The 18980-nt window shown below is 36.3% G+C and carries 23 protein-coding genes and 1 pseudogene; 10 read left to right on the forward strand and 14 right to left on the reverse strand.

Annotated features, from left to right (window positions below; genetic code table 11):
• The first annotated feature begins 435 nt into the window (after positions 1–435).
• Together N4G44_RS12900 and N4G44_RS12905 are read left to right on the forward strand one after the other, a co-directional pair.
• Entirely contained in the window at positions 436–729 is a 294-nt protein-coding gene (locus tag N4G44_RS12900) for a helix-turn-helix domain-containing protein (RefSeq protein ID WP_474927460.1), read from the forward strand.
• A gap of 58 nt (positions 730–787) precedes the next feature.
• On the forward strand, positions 788–1702 hold the full coding sequence (locus N4G44_RS12905; RefSeq protein ID WP_474927463.1) for a hypothetical protein: 915 nt from the start codon (positions 788–790) through the stop codon (positions 1700–1702).
• Between the two features lie 91 nt (positions 1703–1793).
• Here the strand turns inward: N4G44_RS12905 and N4G44_RS12910 are convergent, their stop codons facing one another.
• From N4G44_RS12910 to N4G44_RS12930, 5 genes are all read right to left on the reverse strand, one after another.
• Positions 1794–2465 carry a hypothetical protein gene (locus N4G44_RS12910; RefSeq protein WP_474927466.1) on the reverse strand — a complete coding sequence of 224 codons (672 nt, stop codon included), beginning with the start codon at positions 2463–2465 and terminating at the stop codon, positions 1794–1796.
• Positions 2466–2557: 92 nt separating this feature from the next.
• The gene (locus N4G44_RS12915) at positions 2558–3124 is read right to left on the reverse strand and encodes a hypothetical protein (protein WP_474927468.1); all 567 of its coding nucleotides are present in this window, start codon (positions 3122–3124) and stop codon (positions 2558–2560) included.
• 42 nt (positions 3125–3166) lie between these two features.
• On the reverse strand, positions 3167–3931 hold the full coding sequence (locus tag N4G44_RS12920; RefSeq protein ID WP_474927470.1) for a hypothetical protein: 765 nt from the start codon (positions 3929–3931) through the stop codon (positions 3167–3169).
• Between the two features lie 66 nt (positions 3932–3997).
• On the reverse strand, positions 3998–4672 hold the full coding sequence (locus N4G44_RS12925; protein WP_474927471.1) for a hypothetical protein: 675 nt from the start codon (positions 4670–4672) through the stop codon (positions 3998–4000).
• A gap of 276 nt (positions 4673–4948) precedes the next feature.
• Positions 4949–5293, reverse strand: coding sequence for a winged helix-turn-helix transcriptional regulator (locus N4G44_RS12930; RefSeq protein ID WP_474927473.1), 345 nt, complete (start codon positions 5291–5293; stop codon positions 4949–4951).
• A 108-nt stretch (positions 5294–5401) separates the two neighbouring features.
• On the opposite strand from N4G44_RS12930, the gene N4G44_RS12935 reads away from it, so the two are divergent.
• The 3 genes from N4G44_RS12935 to N4G44_RS12945 are packed head-to-tail and all read left to right on the forward strand — an operon-like array spanning position 5402 to position 6569.
• Entirely contained in the window at positions 5402–6139 is a 738-nt protein-coding gene (locus N4G44_RS12935) for an SDR family oxidoreductase (RefSeq protein ID WP_474927476.1), read from the forward strand.
• The gene (locus tag N4G44_RS12940) at positions 6103–6231 is read left to right on the forward strand and encodes an SDR family oxidoreductase (protein ID WP_474928338.1); all 129 of its coding nucleotides are present in this window, start codon (positions 6103–6105) and stop codon (positions 6229–6231) included. Before N4G44_RS12935 ends, N4G44_RS12940 begins: the two co-directional genes overlap by 37 nt.
• 20 nt (positions 6232–6251) lie before the next feature.
• A complete protein-coding gene (locus N4G44_RS12945) occupies positions 6252–6569 on the forward strand; it encodes a nuclear transport factor 2 family protein (RefSeq protein WP_474927477.1) in 318 nt (105 codons plus the stop codon).
• Between the two features lie 97 nt (positions 6570–6666).
• Here the strand turns inward: N4G44_RS12945 and N4G44_RS12950 are convergent, their stop codons facing one another.
• Entirely contained in the window at positions 6667–7284 is a 618-nt protein-coding gene (locus N4G44_RS12950) for a hypothetical protein (RefSeq protein ID WP_474927479.1), read from the reverse strand.
• Positions 7285–7546: 262 nt separating this feature from the next.
• Between N4G44_RS12950 and N4G44_RS12955 the strand changes: the two genes are divergently transcribed.
• Both N4G44_RS12955 and N4G44_RS12960 read left to right on the forward strand, forming a co-directional pair.
• Positions 7547–7969 carry a serine hydrolase domain-containing protein gene (locus N4G44_RS12955; protein WP_474927480.1) on the forward strand — a complete coding sequence of 141 codons (423 nt, stop codon included), beginning with the start codon at positions 7547–7549 and terminating at the stop codon, positions 7967–7969.
• A gap of 26 nt (positions 7970–7995) precedes the next feature.
• Complete coding sequence (locus tag N4G44_RS12960; RefSeq protein WP_474927481.1) at positions 7996–9057, forward strand: serine hydrolase; 1062 nt, start codon at positions 7996–7998, stop codon at positions 9055–9057.
• Between the two features lie 116 nt (positions 9058–9173).
• Here the strand turns inward: N4G44_RS12960 and N4G44_RS12965 are convergent, their stop codons facing one another.
• The 8 genes and pseudogenes from N4G44_RS12965 to N4G44_RS13000 form a co-directional block, all read right to left on the reverse strand.
• Entirely contained in the window at positions 9174–9845 is a 672-nt protein-coding gene (locus N4G44_RS12965) for a MarR family winged helix-turn-helix transcriptional regulator (RefSeq protein ID WP_474927483.1), read from the reverse strand.
• Between the two features lie 61 nt (positions 9846–9906).
• Entirely contained in the window at positions 9907–11190 is a 1284-nt protein-coding gene (locus tag N4G44_RS12970) for a cryptochrome/photolyase family protein (protein ID WP_474927484.1), read from the reverse strand.
• Positions 11183–11869 carry a lycopene cyclase domain-containing protein gene (locus N4G44_RS12975; protein WP_474927486.1) on the reverse strand — a complete coding sequence of 229 codons (687 nt, stop codon included), beginning with the start codon at positions 11867–11869 and terminating at the stop codon, positions 11183–11185. The genes N4G44_RS12970 and N4G44_RS12975 overlap by 8 nt, the downstream gene beginning before the upstream one ends.
• On the reverse strand, positions 11866–12318 hold the full coding sequence (locus N4G44_RS12980) for a sterol desaturase family protein (protein ID WP_474927487.1): 453 nt from the start codon (positions 12316–12318) through the stop codon (positions 11866–11868). The genes N4G44_RS12975 and N4G44_RS12980 overlap by 4 nt, the downstream gene beginning before the upstream one ends.
• Before the next feature lies 1 nt (position 12319).
• Positions 12320–12787, reverse strand: a complete 468-nt coding sequence (locus N4G44_RS12985) for an SRPBCC family protein (RefSeq protein ID WP_474927488.1) — start codon at positions 12785–12787, stop codon at positions 12320–12322.
• A gap of 47 nt (positions 12788–12834) precedes the next feature.
• Positions 12835–13671, reverse strand: coding sequence for a phytoene/squalene synthase family protein (locus N4G44_RS12990; RefSeq protein ID WP_474927489.1), 837 nt, complete (start codon positions 13669–13671; stop codon positions 12835–12837).
• A 1-nt stretch (position 13672) separates the two neighbouring features.
• Positions 13673–15162: pseudogene (locus N4G44_RS12995) on the reverse strand (phytoene desaturase family protein).
• Between the two features lie 38 nt (positions 15163–15200).
• Positions 15201–15860 carry a MarR family winged helix-turn-helix transcriptional regulator gene (locus tag N4G44_RS13000; RefSeq protein ID WP_474927490.1) on the reverse strand — a complete coding sequence of 220 codons (660 nt, stop codon included), beginning with the start codon at positions 15858–15860 and terminating at the stop codon, positions 15201–15203.
• A gap of 365 nt (positions 15861–16225) precedes the next feature.
• Between N4G44_RS13000 and N4G44_RS13005 the strand changes: the two genes are divergently transcribed.
• The 3 genes from N4G44_RS13005 to N4G44_RS13015 all read left to right on the forward strand — a co-directional run bounded on the left by N4G44_RS13005 (position 16226) and on the right by N4G44_RS13015 (position 18974).
• Positions 16226–16693 carry a PA2169 family four-helix-bundle protein gene (locus tag N4G44_RS13005; protein WP_474927493.1) on the forward strand — a complete coding sequence of 156 codons (468 nt, stop codon included), beginning with the start codon at positions 16226–16228 and terminating at the stop codon, positions 16691–16693.
• A gap of 225 nt (positions 16694–16918) precedes the next feature.
• On the forward strand, positions 16919–17629 hold the full coding sequence (locus N4G44_RS13010) for a transporter (protein WP_474927495.1): 711 nt from the start codon (positions 16919–16921) through the stop codon (positions 17627–17629).
• A 109-nt stretch (positions 17630–17738) separates the two neighbouring features.
• Entirely contained in the window at positions 17739–18974 is a 1236-nt protein-coding gene (locus N4G44_RS13015) for a YaiO family outer membrane beta-barrel protein (protein WP_474927496.1), read from the forward strand.
• The last annotated feature ends 6 nt before the right edge of the window (positions 18975–18980 follow it).

Raw genomic sequence — 18980 nt, forward strand, 5'->3', positions numbered from 1 at the left:
AATAATTTCTCTTAATGGTTTTATAAAAATAAAATCTGTGTTCCCGTGAAAGCCCTGAAGCCGCAATGGATTGTACACTCCATTGTATCGTACATGATACTTTATGTAGTGAAGCAGCCTAGAAAAAGATGATTGTAGAAAAACAGAACGGCATGAAATAAAAACGGCATGGGACTCTACAATATCCGATTCGGGGCACTGGTATACCTTGTACACAGATAAGAGAGCCCACGCCTAGGTCGTGAGCTTCCTGCTTATCGTCTCGTGTACTAAAATTACCAGTTTTCGAATCGAGATTCTAAGCAATAGCTTCTATTGTTCTTTGAAGTATCGCAAAGCTACCTTTTTTGTAGCTTATTGTACAAATGTAATACTTTTTTAAAACTGTGACATATTTGTCAATGAAAATTTTGACAAATATGTCACTTTTATTTAATGGAATATATTGAAGATAAATATTTTATTGCAATAGCTGATTATGTGAAAGAATTTATTGATGAAAAAGGGATTGATATTTCAGATTTGGCAGCAGCAGCTAATGTTGATAGAAAGCAAATTTATAGATTACTAAATAAGGAAAATATTCCTAAATTATCTACTTTAGTAAGAATACTATTAGCAGCTGGAATAGAGCCTTCAAAACTTTTTTCAATTAAATTTGATTTTGAAACATACATGAAAGAAAATAATATTTTGAAAGCTATTCCTAAAAGAAGAAAAAGTAATTAATCAATTAAATATATAAACACATCATATTTAATACAAATAGACAATAAAAACAGATTTAATGATGGAAGGAAAAAAGAAAATCTCTCCGCAACAAATTGTTGCTGTTAAAGAAGCGTTATCCGTAATATATTGGAGGAAGGAAGATTTACAACAATTTATAAAATTAACATTAGATAACCCAACAATAGTTTCAACAATAAATTGGAACTTAACTAAACGAGAAGTTGTTAAGGAACTAATTCATAGAATGGTTAGTCGAATGGATATTTATGAAAAAGATATAATCAATTTGGTTTTTGCGGTAAGTGATTTCACAGATTATGAAAATTTATCTTATTGGGACGAAGATGGTTCAAAGGCAAAAAAAGCCAAAGCAGCTGTAAATAATGTAAGAAATTTAACTAAAGGTTTTTTTCAAACTAATAAAGAAGAAGAGGATGCAAAAGCAAGAAAAATAAAAGCAGAACAATCTGTAAAAAAAGCTTTATCACTAGAAGAAGAACTTTCACAATTAAAAGGTGAATTTCATAATATAGCAATTAATAAAAACTTTCATCAACGAGGATTTCAATTAGAAAAATTTTTATACAAGTTATTTCTGTTGTTCGATCTAGAACCCAAAGGTTCATTTAAAATTAATGGTGAACAAATAGATGGGGCTTTTACCTTTCAAAATACTGATTATTTGTTAGAAGCTAAATGGGCAAAGGAAGTTAATAGAAGTGACTTAGCGGCATTTTGTTATAAAGTTGAATCAAAATTTAAAAACGCTGCAGGATTATTAATTTCAATAGACGGCGTTACAAAAGAAGCTATTTCATCTGATTTTAAATCAATAATAATCATGGATGGTGCAGATTTACTGGCAGTTTTAGACCATAGAATCAGTCTAAGTGATTTGCTATTTAAAAAACGCAGAAAAGCGAGTGAAACAGGAAATATTTATGTAAATTTTAATACTTTATTTAATTAACTTACGAATATTACCCGCACTCCGAAGTGTCCAGACTTTATAACAAGTTTAAAGAAAATAATCTTATTACTTGCTCAAAGGAAAAAACCATTTATGTCTTTACAATTACATCCCGCGTAAGAAAGATATAATTAAACATACAAAACGTCGCTGCCGCCCCAAACGTATGCCACAAAAAGTGGGTTCCGAAACTGAACCATTCCCATTGATCAGCGATACGGAAGATCAATGCAAAAACAAACGACAATAAAGCAAAGCCTACCCATTGGCCGGCTTTCCATTGGGTATAAATAAGGTATCTTAATACTGAGAAAAGCACCAATGAGGCCATGATTGCATAATTCAGGTTGATAAAAAGAGAGGGGTTATCTGCCAGAATCCAGTTCCTCAAAGCGAATAGAAGTGCCAGATATCCCAGAACCATTGCAACAGCATAGTACCATCTGGTGCTCTGAGCTACAAAATAAAATCCGGCAGACAGGCAGAGCAACATAATGGGCAGCCAATCCATCATAATAAACACGGGCCATTGCCTGAAAGAATGGTAAATGGTTCCCCCAATGGCGCCAATATATAATAAAACCAGGCAGTAGGTTAAAAAAGGATATTTTTTGAAATTATCCTTCATTTTAAGGGTCCAGAAAATGGCTATAGCTAAAAATAATACAGCAGTAATTGCATTTAGCGGCTCCGGGAACAGCTGCGCCATATCGGTTTCTTTATATAGCATGCCTCCGTCCGGAGGTAGTGAGGGTATCGGCATTGTCTTTTTTTATAATTATATACTGATTACTTCTTCTTAATATAATTTTTTATCGGAAAATTTAAAATCCTGTATTTTAGGCAGGGGCCTGACTAAAACTTTTTTTCTCTTACTTTCAATGCTTTGGATTGGCCGGATATTTCATCCGTTTCGGTTCTGATCCCGGTAACCAGATCAAATTTGGTTTCTGTAAATACTGTTTTTTCATCAATATAGCCTTTCGTTGCATTATTGGTGAGCTTATCTACATAAATCAATTCAAAATTACCATTGTTATACTTGAAGTCGTAGGTAATATGGCCGCCTTCAATTTCGCTCCACATTTTTAAGATCCCGTTTTCAATAAAGAAATCCGGAATTTGAAATCCATTAAATTTCCCCTGTTTTCCAGCCGGATATTGAGGTTCGATGATCCTGGTTGAAGACACGGCCAATGCTAATTTCCCATTCGGCTGAGACAGGAAAATCTGTAGTCTTAACGGTCTTGTTTCGTCCAGTGTATCCATTTCCACAGTTACCCTATCTATTTTGCCATCATTGTTCAGGTCTCCATGCTCTTCTCTGACCTGATAGGTAAAGTGTTCTTTAGTATTCTGAGCCAATAAGTTCAGGGGGACCGAAAGTAAAATAAGTATAAAATATCTGTAAATGCTTTTCATAATTTTACTCATTGCTGATGATTAAAGACAGAATCATTTGCATTAAAAAGATTTTTTCCAAAATTTATATCCCGCCGAATAGATTCCTAGTTCTTCCATCTTTTTAATATAAGACTTTTCAAACATTTCCAGCCTGATTTCTGTTGCCTCTACCCTTCCGGATGTTTTATTCCCCTGTGCATCGAAAGAGATCTCCTCTTCCTGATGATCATCCTTAAAAAGATAATAATAGAAAGATCCACCTTCCCAATATGAAGCATCTGGATCACTGTCATCAACAGCAACTTTCTTACAGTTTTTACTGATGTAGTCCTTGATTTTATTATAATCAGCAGACGTTTTTGAAGTCTTTTCTACTTTAAGGTACATCAGTTTGCCTTTACGGTCTTCTACCATATCCATTTTGGGGAATGTTACTGTATTCAAAACAGCGATCTTGTCTTTTTCCGGATCGTAGGCGACCGTTTTGTATCCATAGCCAAATATTTCGGTTGGTTTCTTGTTTCTCACCATCCAGTCATTGGTTGATTCTAAAGAAAGGTCCGTAGGGAATCTTCCCTCCGTTTTATAGTACGCTAAAGTATCTTTTACAAAAAAAGCATTATCCAGCAGGTTAAGGGCTTCTTTTTTATCCATACTTTTAGGATCTTTCGAAATAATCTCGTTGGTCTTCTTGATCTTATTGCTGTAAAATCCCGAGACATCAAAATCCCTGGATATTTTTGCCAGATCAACAATTTTGTTATCCTGTGAATGACAAAATGATAGAAGCAGCAACACAAAAAGCATATAAATTTTATTTTGCATAGATGATTTGATTTTTTATGGATTTTTAATGCTTATCATTGAATAAAAAGTGTTAATACAGGAAGATCATTTGCAATACAAAAGGTCACCTGAACTCATCTTCCCTATGACCTGGCCGGCATACTCATTTTTTATAATAAAAAGGAAAGCTCTTGTGTGAGATTTCTTTTTTCCGGCTTCACTTCCCTTATTGGCCTGCCCGGCTTCAATGTTCATGGTATTGCTTCCATCGTCAGCAACTACACAATATTTAATGATACGGTCTTTTAAACGCCAGGTATAAATATCGTAAGGCTTGATAAAAGTTTCTTTGCCAACTTTTGATTTCCCATATTTTTGATCTAAAAACGCTACAAATTTTTCAGCTTCTTTTAAAGAAATATCCCCCGCAACCGCATTAAAAACCATCATCTTGCCATCAAGGGTAGTCGCGAAATTAATGGCATTAAAATCAAAATCGTCAAATCTCGCCAGAACATCATCATTAGAAAAAATTTCCTGTCTGTATTCAATCCGTATGGGTTTTTCGCTTCCAATAAACTCACCGTCAGAAATAGTATCAACACCTATAACCTCAGACTTTATCTTGTAATAGTTGTCATACGTTTTGTACTTATCCTTATCTGAAAAATAGGTTGATGTCTTATTATTAAAGTTGAAATCCTGTAACTCTATGGCCTTTTCCTTTTTACAACTCGTCAGAAAGAGTAAGCAGATTAAAACAGGTATGAGTTTTTCCATTGTTGGTTTTGGCTAAAGTTGATTGCTATCCTGAAATGAAGTCACCTCTAAATATATAAATTTTTATTTGTTTTTATGTTAAGTAATTAACAAACAACTTTATATTCAACAGTTAAATGAAAAATGATAACAAATTAAGTAGATTGACAGCAAAATCAGAGGCTTGTAGTTTTGATTCGCTTAACCACGAAAACACAAATGGTATCACTTTAAGATAAGTAATACCATTTTATTCTTTATAATCAGTTTAATAGAATACAGTTTTGGATCTTCATCTCAGGCATTCCCTGACATTCTTTTTAAAATGACTTCCCTTAGCCTGTCTTCATTCTCATCAGCCCAAAATCCTAAGGTAGAAATTACAGGAATCAGGGTCTTGCCAAAATCTGTAAGGTAATATTCAACTTTTGGTGGAACCTGAGCGTAGATTTTCTTGGTAACGAGTTCGTGCTCTTCAAGTTCTTTCAGCTGGATATTTAAAACGCGTCTTGAAGCATCAGGAATCTTACGGTTCAGTTCACTTGGACGCAGGTGACCTTGATGGATAAACCACAACAGACGGATTTTCCATTTGCCGTAAAGGACTTCACCGATAAGGTCAAGACCGCAGTTTAAATTCAAAGGTATTTTTCTTTCATGCATACACAAATTTAGTCCAATGTACCAAATTGCACAATAGGGGAAAAAATTATCCCTATGTGATTCGGTTTTCCGTTATTGCCTGAAAAAGTGATACTTCGGAAATTTGTATCAAAGAATTCAACAATGGAATATCAATTTAATTACAACAACGAACTACAAGGTAAAATTGCCTTGGTAACCGGTGGAACAAAAGGAGCCGGGAAAGCAATAGCAGAAAGACTGTTACAAGCTGGCGCAACGGTTATTATCACTGCAAGAAACGCACCCGAAGAAGAAAACAGCAACCTGCATTTCATTCCTTCGGATTTGAGTAAAGCAGAAGGAGCACAAAAAGTAATCAGTGAAGTGCTGGCAGCTTATGGAAGGCTGGACATTCTTGTGAACAACCTTGGTTCTTCATCTACGCCCGCTGGCGGCTTTACCGTATTATCTGATGAGGATTGGGAATCAACCTTACAGGCTAATTTGCTTGCTCCGGTTCGGCTGGACAGAGGATTTTTACCACAAATGATAGAGCGGAAAACCGGCGTGATTATTCACATCGCTTCAATCCAGGGTAAATTGCCTTTGTACGACTCTACTTTGCCGTATGCCGCTGCAAAAGCAGGATTGAGAAACTACAGTAAAAGTTTATCGAACGAAGTTACTCCCAAAGGTGTCCGGGTACTGACTGTTTCACCAGGGTGGATCAATACAACAGCTTCGGAAGCCTGGCTGGGTGAAATTGCGAGAAATGCGAATAGTACTGTAGAAGAAGCGCAACAAAGCGTGATGGATGCATTGGGGGAATACCTTTCGGAAGACCTGCGGAACCGAAAGAGGTAGCTGAATTCGTTGGCTTTCTTGTTTCACCAAGAGCCAGCTATTTAACCGGAACTGAATTTATAATCGATGGCGGTACAGTGCCAACCATTTAATCATCTTAAAATACCATACAATGAATTTACCAGACATTATCTCAGAATTAGTAAAAGCCCAAAATGAGTTTGACAGTGCAGCTTATGCCAATTGTTTTGCTGAAAATGCAGAAGTATTTGATGAAGGCAAAACCCACAACGGAAAAGCAGAAATTGAAAACTGGATTGACAAAGCCAACAAAGAATACAGAGCCAGTATGAAGCCATTAGATTATAACGAAAAGGAAAACATCTTATCGGCTGAAACGTCGGGAACATTTCCGGGCAGTCCTATTGTTTTGAAATATCATTTTCAGCTGGCTGATGGATACATTCAATCGCTGAAAATAACCGGTTAATATTTTGCCGATAACAGAATATTAGTGGTCACAACTTTAAAAAGCGCAAATTTTTCTTAAAATTTGCGCTTTTTTGTTATTCCTGTTTTCCGTTTTATTAATGACGTCCTACCACAAATTTATGCAGTTTTGCTTTCTCGGTTGAGCCATCTTTTTTAATTTCTATAATCTTACTGAGCATTTGATCATAATTACTCGAAAAATATTGCTTCTGGTAATAATCTGTATTTCCTTCCGAACCTACATACTGGTTGTCATACCCCGAATATTGCCACGGAAAATAGACTTCCAAGTAATATTTTCCTGGCTTCATATGGTAAAAAGCAAATTCGCCCGCGCCATTGGACATCGCTTCCAGCCTGTATTTCCATGCCTGCGGGCTCAGATAAGCAAACTTTAGCCTTTTAGGGTCTTCCTGCTTCCTAAGCTCCAGGAAATCCAGCAGGTATGGGGTAACCGGCATGAGATAAACTTTCAGATTGCTGCCATAAAATGTTTTGCCCCCATCCGCAGGCGGAAGTGTCAGACTTATTCTGCCTTTAATGGTGCTGTTCCCTTCATCCAATGCAAGCTTGGCGACGTTTGTATCAAACGGAACAGAAGATTTTAATTTAACGGTATCATTCGTACTTGTGCGGCTGTTTTGTGCATTCACATTACCTAAAGTAAAAAAGGTCAGTAAAAGCAACAGATAATTTTTAGTCAAGTTTTTCATAAGTGTATTTTTTAATTAACCTGAAATAAAGTTAAATAATTTTTGAATGCCAATCACAGAACAAAAACAAGGTGAATTTTAATTTGACGATATAATTTAATATGGTGATATGAGTACGAAACCTTACATTTATGAAGAAAAAAGAACGATTGTAAACTGAAAAAGAATAAACAGGAAAACAGATATTAAAAAATCAATCCCTGATGTAATAAAACTTGCTTTTGAATCGTCTTTATACTGAAACAGATAACCAAGAATAAAAATGAAAAAAATACATCTCATCCTGCTTCTCTCTTTATCACTGAATGTTTTTGCCCAAAGTGTAAAGGATAAAATAAAATCATTTGAAGATAACCTTCTGAGCTGGGATCAGTCGAAAACTAAGAAATGGACCTTAAAAGAGAGGATGGCTTTCTACAATATGAATGCGGTAAGCATCGCAGTGATTAAAGATTATAAAGTAGAATGGGCAAAAGCATACGGCTATGCAGATGTTGCTGAAAACAGACCGGCAACCACTCAAACATTATTCCAGGCTGCGTCCATCAGCAAATCTATCAATAGTCTTGGTCTTTTGAAGCTCGTTGAGCAAGGAAAATTAGGTTTGGATGATGACATCAATAATTATTTGAAAAGCTGGAAATTCCCATACGATTCAGTTTCAAAAGGAAAAAAATCTCTATAGCGAATCTTTTAAGTCATACAGCAGGGTTGTCTGTTCATGGTTTCGGAGGTTATCAAAGAGGAAAAGAATTGCCTACAATCATACAGATTCTCAATGGTCAGAAACCTGCCAACTCTCCGGCAGTACGGTCTGCTTTTGAACCTGACCTTAAGTTTCAGTATTCAGGAGGTGGAACTACCATTTCACAATTAATCCTTGAGAATACAACAGGAGAAAGATATGAAGATTACCTGTTGAATAATATTCTTCTGCCTTTGGGAATGAATGAAAGTTCTTATAATCAGCCACCGTCCCAGGGAAAAGAAAAATTATTGGCAACGGCTTATAACAATGGAAAAGAAGTACAAGGCAAATATCACATCTATCCCGAAAAAGCAGCAGCCGGTTTATGGACCAACCCAAATGATCTGGCGAAATATATCATTGAAACACAATTGTCTTTGCTAGGAAAATCAAATAAAATTTTGTCCAAAGAAATGTCTGTAAAGAGAATTGAGAATAATTACGGGGTATTTCTAAATGATTTCAAAGGCACAAAATACTTCAGTCACAGCGGTGGAAATGAAGGCTTTGTATGCTACTATATCGGAAGTGCTGAAGACGGAAACGGGCTGGCCGTAATGACTAACGGAAATAATTTTAAATTAATCGAAGAAATTCTTTTAAGCATTGCCAGTTTGAACCACTGGAAGAACTATCCTATCGAACCTCAAAAAGAATCTATTGGCCTAACAATCAGAAAAGAATGTTTAAAAAACATTGATAAAGGAATTGCTTTATATAAAGATCTTAAAAAGAATAAGCCTGATGATTATAATTTCTCCAATGAAAATGAATTGAACGAATTGGGATATGAATTTCTAAGAAACGGTCAAACAGATGCAGCGCTTAAGATTTTTGATTTAAACGTCAATGAGTTTCCAAAGTCAGGAAATGTTTATGATAGCCGTGGGGAAGCTTATTTTAACAAAAAAGAATATGCACTGTCAAAGAGCGATTACCAGAAAGCACTGGAACTTGATCCGTCCAATGCCAATGCAAAGGAAATGATTCTGAAAATCAATGAAGTTATAGCCACTAAAAAATAAATCAATCTTTTAAAATATCTTTGATATACTTAAATGTACCAATAATAAAATCAGGCTGTACTCACCGTTTTGAAAGAAAATAAAACCATTGGTACATTTAAGTATCTCATTCAGTATCAAAATGAATATTCATCATATATGATATCGATCAGCTGATCAGAATGGATGTTTCGCGAAAAAATAGGATAATGAAAACTATCCAGCTTATTTAAAATACGTATAAGCTCCATTTTTTCACGATAATTAAGGTTTCCGGCAACGATATGGGTAGCCTGGCGAATCTTTTCCATTTGCTTTTCCAGGACCACTAATCCTCTTTCGCTAATACGGATTAACTTACTTCGTTTATCCAGATCAGAGTCATTCTGTTCAATAAGTCCCTGGCGTAACAATCTTGCAATAATCAGCATGCCTACAGGCTTATCATGAATATTTTTCTTAATCAGGGCCATCTTGGTCATCTCCCCAAAAGCCTTCAGATTAATCAGATAAATAAAGTCTTCCTGAGTCGAGAATTCAGAATTTGAGATGGCGGACTTTGAGTAAGTTTTGGCATAGCGGTTAAGATGAACAAGCAGTGTACTGATAGCACTTTCCGGCGTTCTTCCATTCTCTTTTCCTTCCCAGTAAGGTTCTTCGGGACGTTCTTTCTGCTCAGCACTCTCCTTATCGGTAATCCATTCTTTAAAACCCTGAATATTTCCCGGATACAAATCTGGGAAAGCCTGGATTTCGGTATCAAACTCCTGCAGCAGGTCTATAAAATCTTTTATAAGTGTATAATTCATCTCCTTTAAATAATTTACAAAAATACCTAATTCCTAAAAGAATCAGCAATATATGGTATGGTTATTCCGCCAGCGCTTCCCTGTATGCCTTTAATGCCCTCTCTCTGGCTTTTGTATGCTCTACAATGGGCTCTTCCCTAACATCTTCAGGAAGCCAATTTCTGATGTACTGAGAATCTTTATCAAATTTTTTGGTCTGTTCGTAAGGATTGAAGATTCTGAAATACGGTGCCGCATCACAACCACAGCCTGCGGCCCACTGCCAGTTTCCGTTATTGGCTGCAAGATCATAGTCCAGCAATTTTTCAGCAAAATAGGCTTCTCCCCATCGCCAGTCGATGAGCAGATGTTTGGTCAGAAAGCTTGCTGTGATCATCCTTACCCTGTTATGCATAAACCCGGTTTCATTAAGCTGTCTCATGCCTGCATCTACAATAGGATATCCTGTTTTCCCTTCGCACCATGCCCTGAATTCTTTTTCGTTATTTCTCCAGGCAATATTCTCATATTTCTTTTTAAAACACTGATGAACAACATCTGGAAAATGATACAGGATCTGCATAAAAAATTCTCTCCATATAAGTTCATTAAGCCAGATTTCATTATGTTTAACAGCATATTGCATACACTTCCGGATCGAAATGGTCCCAAAACGAAGGGCAATGCCAAGATGAGTGGTATGGTCCATTGCAGGGAAATCCCGGTACTTTCCGTAAGAATCTATTATCTCTCTGTTTAGTTCAGGTTCTGTAAATTCAAGATCGGTTTTCTCGAATCCGGTTTCTTTCAGCGAAATGATCTCTGAAGGCCCGTTATAATTTGCAAAATGAGTCCGGTTTATAGTAAATGTTTCTATATTCTTCAGATTCTCCTTCCACTTTTTTGAGTACGGGGTGAAAACTGTATACGGGGAAAGGTCATTTTTCAGAATGTCATTTTTTTCAAATATGACCTGATCTTTAAAATCTTTCAGCTGGATATGATGTTTAAGCAGAAAATCAGCCACCTGCTGATCCCGTTGTATGGCCTGCGGTTCATAATCCCTGTTACAAAAAACGCTATCTACCTTAAAATCCTGAATGATTTTATTAAAAACTTCCATGGGAGTCCCGTAATAAACATAAAGTCCGCTGCCATGCTTTTTCAGTTCTTTATGAATACGTTGTAAAGCCTGGTGAATATAGTCTACCCTTTTGTCCTTTTTATTCTGAAGCCTGTTCAATATATCGGTATCAAAAATAAAAACCGGAATAACCTTCAATCCTGACTGAAGGGCATGATAAAGCCCGGCATTATCTTCCAGCCTAAGATCTCTTCTGAACCAAAAAATAGTCACTTTATCCATTTTTAGTTATTTTTTTAAAGAAATAAATATTGAGTAAAAACTGGCTGTAACCGTAAACGGCATCTTCAACAGGGATAGTGCCCATTCTGATGCCTAAAAAATCATCAGGATTATAGTTAACAACAGGCGAAGGGATTAAAGATCCGGTCAGGATTCCGTTCACTGCAAAAAAACCTGGCATCAAAATAAGATATACAAAGCTGGCCTTTCCTATCCATTCTTTTTTAGCAATAAAATGCAGATAGCAAAGCGTGAGTATGGTGATGATCACTGTAAGCAAAGTATATATTCGGTCATAATTAAGAAGTCCTGTAACCCCGAGAACAATAACAGCCGTAAATACAATGATATTATTAAAGGCATCAGCCAGTCCCAGATCAAAAAATTTCTCTATACAATAGTAAGTAAAAACACATGCAAAAGGAATACAGTAAAAAAACATCCATTCTTCAATAGGAAGCCCTGCTATTTTGAATCCTAAGGTATACCTAAGATCAAACCACCAAACCCCTTTTGAAGTGAACCATATGTCCCAGATAATAAATGGAATTGCCACAATGGTGGACGACAGCAGAAACTTTCCGAAAAGCCTGTTAAACTGTATTCTCTTGTCAAAAGAAGCTAAAAAGCAGATAATGACTGTGAAAAAGTTGATGAGTATGTAAGTATAAGGCATCATTTTTTATTGAAATACATTTTAAAATATTTAACAGGAACCCACAGGAATCCGAAACATTCTCCATGTTCTTTCCCAAGATGTTTGTGGTGCTGTTTATGGGCACGCCTGATGGCAAGGAAATAAGGATTGTTTGTTTTGCTGAAAACCTTTGCCCGCTGATGAATAAAAATATCATGTACAAAGAAATAGGCCATTCCGTAAAGACTTATTCCAAGGCCGATAAAAAACCAATAGCTGAATTGCTGCTTTACACCAAGGTACAATAAAGCAATAGCCGGACTTGCAAAAATGAAAAAGAACATATCATTTCTTTCAAGCTTCCCGTCATGGCTATGATCATGATGATCCCGGTGCAGGCTCCACAGAAAGCCATGCATAATATACCGGTGGATCAGCCATGTAGCTCCCTCCATGGAAATAAATACTCCTAAAACGATCAGAAAATTCATTTTAATTAGGCTTATGGTTAAAAAGATCATTCAAAACCCTGTATCTGAAATCGAAAATACTTTTAAGCTTTTCTTTTACGAATAGCTGATGGGCGATTTTACCTAAAATACCCATCGGAAGTTCATAATCTACAGTATCTTTCATCAGTACCCCATTCTCATTCGGAATAAATTCATGAAAATGATTCCAATGCTTATACGGACCTTTTTTCTGAAAGTCTGTAAAGCTTTTATAATCCTCAACCTGGCTGATAATGGTTTTCCACTTCATCGGAATTCCTAATAAAGGAGAAACTTTGTAATCTATTTCCATCCCTTTAAAAATAGGTTCGTCCCGAACATCTGAAAGAACCACGAAATTCATGCTTTCAGGGGTTATCTTTGATAAATTATGAGGGGATGAAAAAAATTTCCATGCCGTTTCTATATTGCAATTCAGCTGCTGTTCTCTGTATAATCTGTACATCATTTATTTTTTATTGATTCATAAACCTTCAAAAGACCGGAATCCAGCTATCAGAAATAAGCAGATTTATACCGTATATAGCTTTTGAAGGCAACCACAAGCTTCTGTGAATTCGCGATCCTTATCCTCTGCTGTAAAATATGCTGAGAACTTGTTTTTTTTATTTTTTCAAAAAGAGAAAGGTAATATCTGTAGGCCAGGTACACTCCAAAAATGGCGGATCCGGGCAGTTTTTTAATTCCCTGCAATGCTTCGTTAAATTCTTCTTCAATTTCTTTTTCAATCTGTACCTTTACTTTATTATCAAAGACGGACATATTCAGGGACGGAAAATAGGTCCTGCCCAAAACCTGGTAGTCATCTTTCAGATCCCGCAAAAAATTAACTTTCTGAAATGCTGATCCCAGCTTCATCGCAAATGGTTTAAGCTTCTCATACTGTTCTTTATTGCCTTCTGTAAAGATCTGCAGACACATTAGCCCTACTACTTCCGCAGATCCGTAGATATATTTTTTATACAATTCCGAATTATAATCAATTTTATGAAGATCCATTTCCATGCTGTGCAAAAACTGATCGATCAAACGGATATCAATATCATACTGACGAACGGTTTCCTGAAATGAATGCAGAATGGGGTTGAGCGATATGCCGTCTTCCAGCGCATCATAGGTTTCAGCCTTTAACCTCTTTAAAAGTTTCTCTTTATCGTAGCCATGAAAGCTATCCACAATTTCATCTGCAAGGCGCACATAACCATAAACAGCATACACAGCAGGTCTGATGGAAGGCTTCAATGCCAGTATTCCCAATGAAAAACTGGTGCTGTATTTCTGTGTAGCGGACTTACTGACATCGTAAGACAATTCATCAAACAATTTTTTCATATTATTTTATTTTTAGTTTACTAACTTCAATCCCTACAATTTTCCCCGAAATTACAGATGGAGGAACTCCGGGGCCCGGAACGGTTAATTGTCCCGTATAAAAAAGATTCCTGATCTTCCTGTTCTTTATTTTAGGCTTTAAAACTGCTGTTTGCGACAGTGTATTCGATAATCCGTAAGCATTCCCCTGGTAAGCATTATAATCTGAGATAAAATCACTTACGCAATAGCTTCTTTTATATTCAATCCTGGAAATAAGATCGGTTTCACCGGTATGTTTTTCAATTCTTTCAAGCATTTCCAGCAGATATTTTTCTCTCACAGATTCCTCATCGTGTATGCCCGGAGCAAGAGGCAGCAGCAAAAAAGATTTTCACAACCTTCAGGAGCTACATGCGGATCTGTTTTGGAAGGGCAACACGCATAAAAAAGAGGTTTGGAGGGCCATTTTTTATTTAAATAAATACAGTCTATATGATTATCCAGATCATTTTCAAAAAACAGGGTATGATGTTTCAGATGGGGAATTTTTCCTTTGATCCCCAGGTAATAAATTAGGCATGAAGGAGCAAAGGTTCTTGTTTTCCAGTAAGCATCATTGTAATTTCTGAGCGATTTGGGAATTAATGTTTCCGTATGGTGATAATCTGATGAGGCAATGACTGCATCAAATTCATAATCTTTTCCATCCACCGTTACTGAGGTAACCTTGCCTTTTTCCGTATTGATTTTCTGTACATCGTGGTTAAAGTGAAAAGTCACGCCCTGTTTTTCAGCAACTTCTTTCATTGCCAGAACAAGCTGATAAAAACCTCCCATCGGGTATTTTGTTCCCAAAACATATCCTCCGTAATTCATAAGGCTGTAAAGGGCAGGAATCTGCTGCGGAGAAGCGCCAAGAAATATAACCGGAAATTCCATGAGTGATCTGAGTTTCGGATCTGTAAAATAACCTGATACATATTTTCTGAAATCACTCAAAAGGTTGAGCTTTACAGCGCTGCCAGCTATTTTTAATGAAGCGAATTCAAGCCAGTTATAACAAGGCTTGGTTACAAAATCTTTCATCCCTACTTCATATTTGAAACGGGCAGATTTCATAAACTGATCGTATTTCTTACCTGCTCCCTGTTCTATTTTTTCAAACAGCTCGCGGATATCTTCATTTTTCTCAGGAACTGAAACTTTCTCTTTGGAAAAAACCATTTCAAACTGAGGATTTAAAGAAACTAGTTCAAAGAAATCAGATGCTTTACAACCAAAATCGGCGAAAAAGCTTTCAATAATATCAGGCATCCAGTACCAGCTGGGCCCCATATCGAAAACATAGCCTTCTTCTGTTTTGAATTGTCTTGCGCGTCCGCCAGGCTGGTGATGCTTTTCAAATACATGTACTTCATTTCCTGATTTCGCAGCATAGGCGGCAGCAGAGAGTCCGGAAAATCCAGAGCCTATTACCGCAATCCTCTTTCTTAAGCTTCCCCTGTTCATTTTTTTTATTTAATAGTTTTGATGGTGTTATTACTGTATTAATTCAAACTTTTATACACATTATCCAGCAGATCCCTGGTTTCAAGATTCATACGGTAAAAATTATCATGAAATTCATCAAGTTTAGAAAGTATGGCCATGAGCAGCTTTTGTTCAGAATGATCCAGGTTTCCTACCATAGCTTTGGAAACTTTACCAATTTCATCCATGTGCTCTTCCAATACGGAAAGCCCTTTTTCTGTTATCCGAATATGCTTTGTTCTTTTATCTTTTTCAGTGACTGTCTGCTCAGCCCAGCCATTGCGGATTAAACGGTTAATAATCACTATACCTGAAGACTTCTCCTGTATATTACGTTTTATCAATTCCATTTTTGTCATAGCACCTGTCATTTTCAGATTGATCAGGTAAATGATATCATCCTGGCTTGAAAATACTGAATTGCTGATTGCAGACCGTGAATAAGATTTTACATACCTGCTCATTCTTATCAGCAAAATATTGATGATGATGTCTGAATTGTTTCCCAGTTGTTTTCCTTTCCAATCCGGATCTTCCGGTTCAGAATTATTTTTACAGGAAGCGGTCAGCCATTCCGTAAAGCCATGAAGATTATTGTTGTATATCGCCTTACCTTCATTTTGCTCTGAAAATTGCTGAACGAGTTCCACAACTGCTTTTAAGAGATCAAAATTCATTTGAATCAAATTAGTATACAAATATACTTATAAAAGAACATAAATATACTTTTATTTTGATTTTTATTTTAATTCAAAGATTTAAAAATTGAAAAGTCTTAGATTTTTATTTAGAAAAGGCCCGACAAGAATAAAGTTTAAAATATTAACAATCAATACGTTATTAATTAAATTTATTTCTAAAAGGTTCGATAGAAAAGAATATAAATTGTATGCTGGCCAACGCAACAATTGTTTATTAATCAACTAAATATATTGCAGATCGACACATTTTAATTTATGAGTTTTATAAAAAAAAGCTAATAAATACCACAAAATAAACATTGCGGGCATATTTATTGTTTAATATTTTAAAAATTATTAATATGGAAAATACTAAAACAATTTCAACACTCAACGATTTACTTCATATAACCAATGACAGGATTAAAGGTTTTGAAAGCGTAGAAGGAAAGGTTTGGGAAAGCTATTCTGATCTGAAAGGAGAATATGACAAAATGATCTCCCAGTCCAAAATAATGAAGAATGAAATTATCAATCTCATTACGGAAAGAGGCGGAAATCCGGATGAAGACACCTCATCATTGGCAGGCAGCCTTCACCGGACATGGATCGACATTAAAAATTCTTTACCGAAAAGCAATAATGATCAAGAAACTTTGGAAAATGTAGTTTTTGGTGAACAACATGCTATTGAAGCTTATGAAAACGCTTTGAAAAGTGGTAACCTGTGTGCGCAAAGCTCTAAAGTCATTGCCGAACAACTGAGACAGCTTCGTACTTCTTATCATCAATTCAATAATATCGAGCACTATAAGAAAAAAGATGAATAATCATTCATAGCAGGGATATCTGTTTCACAAACCAGTTGAACCGAACCATTTGTATCAATGGAATCCAAAACCTTAAAACTTTTAAACAAAACCTATGAATGACCTTTATTTTTTCTCAAAACTAGCTTTTGCCGCCTTATTTTTGCCATCAGTTTACTTTGCTCAACAGGAACCTCATAAAAATTACTCTCTTTTAATCCTGTGCCACGGGAGCTTATGAGAGAAATGGAAACTGACCGGCCCGATGTTACCGAATCCCCTTACACGGTAGATGCAGGCCATATTCAATTTGAAACGGACTTAGTGAGGCTCACCCATGAGAAATCAGATCTACAGAAAACCAATACATTACTCATCAATCAGGCAAACCTAAAGATCGGGATTACCGGTAATACTGCCATACAGGTTGGTTTCCAGACCTACGGCCGGCAAAAGGAGAAGGATTTAAGTTCAGGTTCTGAAGTAGTGAATAAAGGAATTGGTGATATCACACTGAGAATAAAACAAAATTTAACAGGAAACAACCATGGCGCTTTTGCACTGGCTGTTTTACCCTACGTAAAATTTCCGACTTCTGAATATGAAGAAAGCCGCTATGAGTACGGCCTGATTGTACCCATGTCATATAAGTTGCCCGGTGAATGGAAACTTGGGCTGCAGGTGGAAGTAGATGAGCTCAAGGATAAAGATCAACCTTCGATGCATACGGAATTCCTGCAAACATTAACGATCAGCCATCCATTATCCAAAGGGATTGACTGGATAGCGGAAACTTATTATACGTATGATTTTAAGGCGCATGAGTTTTCAAATTTTATCAATGCCGCCATTCAAATGGAAGTTATAAAAGACCTTAAACTAGATCTCGGAATCAATTATGGAATACAGCAGACCGCGGCAAAGCATTATTTCGTCGGCTTATCATATCGTCATTAAAAATATACATATAAAAATTTATTGATAGTAAATTGCTTATAAAAGTTCAATATATTTGTTATTCATATATAATTCAGCTATTAAAAAATTGATTAACCATTTCACTTCTATGAAAACATACTTTGGATATTTAGTTCTTCTGATATTGCTTCCGTTACAAATATATGCCCAGCAAAATGTGTCAGCTGACGAATTATTTACAAAAGCAAAAACAGCTGCATTCGAAAATAAAGATTACACCACTTCTATTGCACTTGCCAGACAGGCCTTGGAAGCAGCCCCCAACTATACCGATATTTCAGTTTTTTTAGGAAGAGTTTATACATGGAATAAAGATCCGGAGTCTGCAAGAGCCGTTTTTGAAGATCTTGGAAGAAAAAATGTTCAGGATGAAGATTACTTCCTTGCCTACGCTTCCCTGGAATATTGGAATGACCAGTATAGCAAGGCTAAAGAAATCATCAGTAAAGGATTATCTTTTCACCCGCAGTCTGAAGCTCTCTGGCTTTTAAAGGCAAAAGTAGAATATGCAGACAAAGATTATATTGAATCTGAAAAAGCCCTCAAAGCCGTTTTGGCTATCAATCCAAAAAATACTGAAGCCAACAGTCTGGCCGTAAGGGTGCATGAATTTACTTACAAAAATGCCATAAGCATTCTTTACAACTACTCACATTTTGACAAACAGTTTGATGACGACTGGCATGTTGTGGGACTCAGTTATAAAAGGTCCACACCCATTGGTGCAGTGATCATCAGGGGGAATTATGCCAATAAATTTGCCAAAGACGGAACCCAGATTGAACTGGAAGCTTATCCGCGGTTATCTAAAATCTTTTATCTCTATGTGGGTGGCGCCTACTCCAATGACGTCGGACTGTTCCCGAAATACCGTACAGGAGTTTCCCTGAACGCCAATCTTCCCAGGAGTTTTGAAGCAGAAATCGGGTATAGGCAGCTTTACTTCAGCAACAGCATCTGGATGTATACTGCGTCTATCGGGAAGTACTACAAAAACTTCTGGTTCAATGTAAGAACTTACATTACGCCGGACAGCAAAAATATTTCACATTCATACACGGGAACGGTACGCTATTATACAAAAAGTGCACAGGATTACTTTGGCTTTCAGATCGGTACGGGAATCAGCCCTGAAGAAAACAGGAATAACCTTCTGGAAAACGAGACTTTTAAGCTCAAAACCTTTAAAATAGGTGCTGAATATAATTTTTCCTTAAAATCGAATATGTTTTCTGTAGGAACCATGTATTACAATCAGGAATACCTGCCGAATGAAAAAGGAAATCAGTTTGACATTACTTTAGGCTATACAAGAAAGTTTTAAACTGTT

The organism is Chryseobacterium sp. GTID13 (assembly GCF_056172655.1).